The 4,863-nt window shown below is 65.4% G+C and carries 6 protein-coding genes; 3 read left to right on the top strand and 3 right to left on the bottom strand.

The features are described from left to right. Positions 1–366 precede the first annotated feature (366 nt). Complete coding sequence (locus ACHFFZ_RS17060; protein ID WP_007928756.1) at positions 367–756, bottom strand: heavy metal-responsive transcriptional regulator; 390 nt, start codon at positions 754–756, stop codon at positions 367–369. Between the two features lie 105 nt (positions 757–861). Here ACHFFZ_RS17060 and merA point away from each other — a divergent pair, with 105 nt between their 5' ends. The 3 genes from merA (at position 862) to ACHFFZ_RS17075 (ending at position 3,454) form a co-directional block, all read left to right on the top strand. Continuing rightward, positions 862–2,262, top strand: a complete 1,401-nt coding sequence (merA, locus tag ACHFFZ_RS17065) for a mercury(II) reductase (protein ID WP_017838447.1) — start codon at positions 862–864, stop codon at positions 2,260–2,262. A 239-nt stretch (positions 2,263–2,501) separates the two neighbouring features. Further along, the gene (locus tag ACHFFZ_RS17070; protein WP_031265333.1) at positions 2,502–2,861 is read left to right on the top strand and encodes a helix-turn-helix transcriptional regulator; all 360 of its coding nucleotides are present in this window, start codon (positions 2,502–2,504) and stop codon (positions 2,859–2,861) included. Continuing rightward, positions 2,858–3,454: a cadmium resistance transporter gene (locus ACHFFZ_RS17075; protein ID WP_017838449.1), complete on the top strand. Its 597-nt coding sequence runs from the start codon at positions 2,858–2,860 to the stop codon at positions 3,452–3,454. Before ACHFFZ_RS17070 ends, ACHFFZ_RS17075 begins: the two co-directional genes overlap by 4 nt. Positions 3,455–3,754: 300 nt before the next feature. Here the strand turns inward: ACHFFZ_RS17075 and erm are convergent, their stop codons facing one another. Both erm and ACHFFZ_RS17085 read right to left on the bottom strand, forming a co-directional pair. Beyond that, positions 3,755–4,516: a 23S ribosomal RNA methyltransferase Erm gene (erm, locus tag ACHFFZ_RS17080; protein ID WP_394277787.1), complete on the bottom strand. Its 762-nt coding sequence runs from the start codon at positions 4,514–4,516 to the stop codon at positions 3,755–3,757. Positions 4,517–4,658: 142 nt separating this feature from the next. Continuing rightward, positions 4,659–4,863: hypothetical protein (locus ACHFFZ_RS17085; protein WP_394277788.1), on the bottom strand; the 205-nt coding region annotated here is incomplete at its 5' end.

Raw genomic sequence — 4,863 nt, forward strand, 5'->3', positions numbered from 1 at the left:
TCCTCCGGTCAGACTTCGAGGCACTCATGCCACGAAGGTCACTGTGAGGGGCTTCCCCGCGCAGAGAGCATGAGGTCCGCCCGAGGAGTTCGGTCGCTGGCTGCGCAGGTGGACCGTTCGAGGACGAACTCCACGCGCTCGCCCCCTCTGTGGCGATCTCGAAATCGATCGACTCCACTCGCAGACTCCGGCTCTGCTCGTCCCGTCGACGGGGCCCATCTCGCTGTGTATCAATACCCTCTGGATCTGACGGGACAGCGCTTCATAATTCGCGATACCCTGTGGCTTTCGCCGTTATATGGCGGGGTTCTGTCGACGCTCTGTGGCGGCATCTGCTCATGGCGATACACGCGAGCACCGGTCTGGTCACAGATAGCGGCAGACGGTCGTGGTGTCGCATTTGGTGGGGTCGCTGGTGGTGGCACTGTGGTGAAGGTGCGCGACGGTGTGTCGCAGTGCTTGCAGGTCGGCGATTTGGCGGTCCAGGTCGCCCAGGTGGGCTTCGAGCAGGGCGTGCACGTGCTGGCAGGGTGCGACTCCGGCGTCGCGGATGTCGAGGATCTCGCGAATCTGGGCCAGGGTGAGCCCAGCGGTGCGGCCGCGGCGAACGAAGTCCAGGCGCGCCAGGGCCGCAGGGGTGTAGTCGCGGTATCCGTTGGCGGTGCGCTCAGGCGCAGGTAGTAGGCCGGCTTCTTCGTAGAAGCGCAGCGTCTTGGTTGTGGTGCCGCTGGCCACGGCCAACTCACCGATGCGCACAGTGGCCCCTTTCTCGGCTCTCGTCCATGTTCGCCTTGACCTTCCCCTGCGCTGGAACGTCCACTATGGACGCTGAAGAGGGGTCACGCGAAGGAAGGTGGGCAAATGGGTGTGGACTACGACGTCGATCTGGCCGTGATCGGCTCAGGAGGCGCGGCGATGTCCGCCGCCATCGCGGCCAGCCAGGCCGGTAAGAGCGTCGTGCTGGTTGAGCGCGGTGTTCTGGGCGGGACGTGCGTGAACATCGGCTGCGTGCCGTCCAAGACGCTCCTGGCGGCCGCCGGGGCCCGGCACGCCGCGCTCACCAATCCCTTCAAAGGTGCCCCAACGTCAGCCGCACCGGTGAACCTCGGCGATCTGGTGGCCCAGAAGGACGCACTCATCGAGCGCCTGCGTGATGCGAAGTACGCCGATGTGGCCGCTGCCTACGGCTTCCAGGTCCGCCCAGGCCAGGCCAGCTTCCTGGACGGGGACACCCTGGCCGTCGACGGCCAGGCGCTGCGGGCCCGGGCCTATCTGGTCGCCACCGGTGCCACCCCCGCCATCCCGGAGGTGGTCGGTCTCGACTCTGTGGACCGGCTGACGTCCACCACCGCGATGCAGCTGACCGAGCTGCCTGAGTCCCTGGTCGTTATCGGTGGCGGGTACGTCGGGATGGAGCAGGCCCAGCTGTTCGCTCACCTCGGCACCCGGGTCTCTGTGGTCGGGCGTCTGGCGCCGCACGCCGAGCCGGAGCTGGCCCAGAGACTTCGGGAAGTCTTCACCGACGACGGCATCACCGTGGTCGAAGAGCGCGCGACCACTGTGGCCCGCGAACCAGGCCCCGCAGGAGAGGTGGTGGTGACCACGGACTCGGGCGAACAGGTGCGCGGCGCGCAGGTCCTGGTGGCCACCGGACGCCTGCCCCGCACCGACGGCCTGAACCTGGCCGCTGCCGGTGTGGACGTGGACGAGCGCGGCTTCGTCGTGGTCGACCAGACCCAGCGCACCTCCAACCCGCGCGTCTGGGCCGCCGGTGACGTCTCGGGGGCTCCCCAGTACGTCTACGCCGCCGCCGCCGGCGGTCGGGCCGCCGCGCTCAACGCCCTGACCGAGGACAGGTACCCGCCGGCAGCTCGGGTCGACTACGCCGGCTTTCCTGCGGTCGTGTTCACCCGGCCCCAGCTGGCCTCGGCGGGGTTGACCGAGGACGAGGCCCTCACCCGAGGGCACGCGTGCGACTGCCGCGTCCTGGACCTGTCCGATGTCCCCCGGGCGCTCGTCCAGCACGACACCCGCGGGGCGGTGAAGCTCGTCGCCGACGCCGTGAGCGGCAAGGTTCTGGGCGTGCACGCTCTGGCGGACGGGGCCGGGGAGATCATGCTGGCGGCCACCTACGCCATCAAAAGCGGCATGACCGTCGACGATCTGGCCGACACCTGGGCGCCGTACCTGACCATGAGCGAAAGCCTGCGCATCGTGGCCGGCCTCTTTCGAAACCAGATGCCGACGTCATGCTGCGCCTGAAACCCGCGGCCCCAGCGGGGTGGACGAGGGCTCCCGCGGCGGCCCGCCTGGCGCCGTGAATGTGCCTTAAAAACCTACAGGTTGTCAAGACGACTTAGTGAGACTCCGGTGGGTGCCTGTAGCGCCAGGAAACCTGTTCAAAACTGGCCGTAGTCCTGGACGAGATTAAGTGTCTTGACAACCTTTAGGTTTTTAGGGCGTTGTCACAACAGTTCAGCAGACGCTGTATAGTTCAGCAAGTGCTGACTATTGCTTCTCGTGTCGATGTGATGAACCGGTTAGGGCGGGCGATGGCCGACCCGACACGGTCCCGAATACTGCTGACCTTGCTGGAGCAGCCGGCCTACCCGGCGGAGCTGGCCCGGGATCTGGAGCTGACACGGTCGAACGTGTCGAACCATCTGGCATGCCTGCGCGACTGCGGGATCGTTGTCGCAGTGCCCGAAGGTCGCCAGACCCGGTATGAGATCGCAGACCCGCACTTGGCCCGGTCGCTATCTTCCTTGGTCGAGATCACCCTCGCGGTCAACGAAAACGCCTCCTGCTTGGAGCCCGACTGCTCAGTGCCGGGTTGTCACGCCACGGAGGTGCAGGCGTGATCCTGTCCTCGGCCTTGCAGGCGATCGGCCTGTTCATTGCCACCAATATCGACGACATCATCGTCCTGTCGCTGTTTTTCGCCCGCGGAGCAGGCCAACGCGGAACCACCGCACGCATTCTGGCCGGCCAGTATCTCGGGTTCGCCGGCATCCTCGGCGTGGCTGTGCTCGTCTCCCTGGGCGCGGGAGTCTTCCTGCCCCCGCAGGCCATCCCTTACTTCGGGCTGATCCCACTGGGCTTGGGACTGTGGGCCGCGTGGCAGGCCTGGCGCGGGGACGATGATGACGACGATGCAAAGGTCGAGGGCAAGAACGTCGCCGTGTGGACCGTGGCCGGCGTAACCTTCGCCAACGGTGGAGACAACATCGGCGTTTACGTCCCCGTCTTTCTCAACGTGGGCCCGGGAGCCGTGGTCGCCTACTGCATCGTGTTCCTGGTGCTGGTGGCGGGACTGGTGGGCCTGGCAAGGTTCGTCGCCACCCGCCGACCGATCGCCGAAGTCCTGGAGCGCTGGGAACACATCCTGTTCCCGATTGTCCTGATCGGCCTAGGCGCCTTCATTCTGATCAGCGGCGGAGCATTCGGACTCTGACAAAACAGACGCAAACCCGGCCGCCCACCCGTGAGCCGCCGACTCGCTCTAACCCTTTCGGCCAGAACGCCCGATTGGTACGTCGTACGTCGCCGCCAAGAAGTAACCACAGAAGACCGCCACAAAGCGATCAAGTCCACAACTCACGCCCCGCCGCCGCCCTGTCGCATTTGACGATCCTCCATTACGACGCACCTAGAGGGGCATGGTCGGAAGGCTCCGAGCCAGTCCGGTCGTCCCGTAGATATGTCGCGCCAGCGAGTTGCGTTGAGCAGGATCATTCGCGACAGAGGACTGAAGTCATCGGTACAGGTCGCCCCAAAGTGCTGCCCATTGCTCGGGGCGAAGATCACGTGGAAGGGCTCGCGAGTTGATTTCTGCTTTCCTCAGCGTGTCTCGGATGTGGTTGCGCGGCGCTTGTGTGGCCTGCTGCACGATGCGCTCAAGGCTTCCGCCGCGGCCGGTGAATATCGCGCGCACGAACCGCTCGTACGCTTGTCGTTCCACAACGGGAATCAATGGAGTGGGGCGGCGGATGATGTGGATAATGCCGCCGTCCACGCCTGGCCTCGGATGGAAGGCCGTGGATGGCACGCGTCCGTGCAGGGCGAAAGTGAACCAGGGTGCGGTCTGAGCAGTCAGCAATGTGGAGCCCCCGACGCCGGCACGTCTGCGGGCCACTTCCCATTGGGTGAGCAGCACAGCCTGCTGCCACGTCCCGGTGGTGAGCAGCCGGCGCAGGATCGGCGTCGTGATGTGGAACGGAACGTTTCCAACGATTACCGGGGTGGTGAGCGGGTAAGCGAGGACGTCGGCCTGTTTGACCGCCACACCGGGTATGCGCTGGCGCAGCTTAGCGACCCGGTGCTCGTCGATGTCGATCGCGGTAAGCGGCCTCTGAAGGCGTGCCAGGTGCCGAGTAAGTGCGCCACTGCCGGAACCGATTTCTAGAATCGGCCCCTGCGTAGCTGCGACGATTGCGGCAATCTTTTCGAGGGTGGGGCCATGAACGAGAAAGTTCTGGCCAAGTTCGTGTCGGCCGCCATGGGTTGAACGGGGCATGATCGCGCTCCAAGAATTGAACGGGAGCGCCTCGAGAACAGGCAGGTCAAGACCGAGAAAGTGGGTACGCAGAGGTGCCGTTCCGAAACGCATGAGGTCTCTCGGACGGACGACGCGCTAAAGCGTTCAGCGAAGCGCGCCGTCAGGCGCGGCGGTCGCGAACAGCAAGCGAGTACGCCGCAGCGAACCCGCAAATCAAATTGCCCATGAATGAGAACATAGCAGCATCCGTCGGCGTGTCCACGGTCGGCGCCAAACGGACAACACGACCGGCCCTGCCGTCTCTTCTACCTACAGCTTTGCGAGACATCAGTTGACCACCCGCGCGCATGTCCATTTCGCACAGG

The sequence above is a fragment of the Luteococcus sp. genome (genome assembly GCF_043424415.1).
Classification (GTDB): domain Bacteria; phylum Actinomycetota; class Actinomycetes; order Propionibacteriales; family Propionibacteriaceae; genus Luteococcus.

What these genes read in the sequence shown, in the direction of transcription:
- merA (WP_017838447.1), top strand. Translation starts at nt 862, where the DNA reads ATGGGTGTGGACTACGACGTCGATCTGGCCGTGATCGGCTCAGGAGGC.
- erm (WP_394277787.1), bottom strand. Translation starts at nt 4,516, where the DNA reads ATGCCCCGTTCAACCCATGGCGGCCGACACGAACTTGGCCAGAACTTT.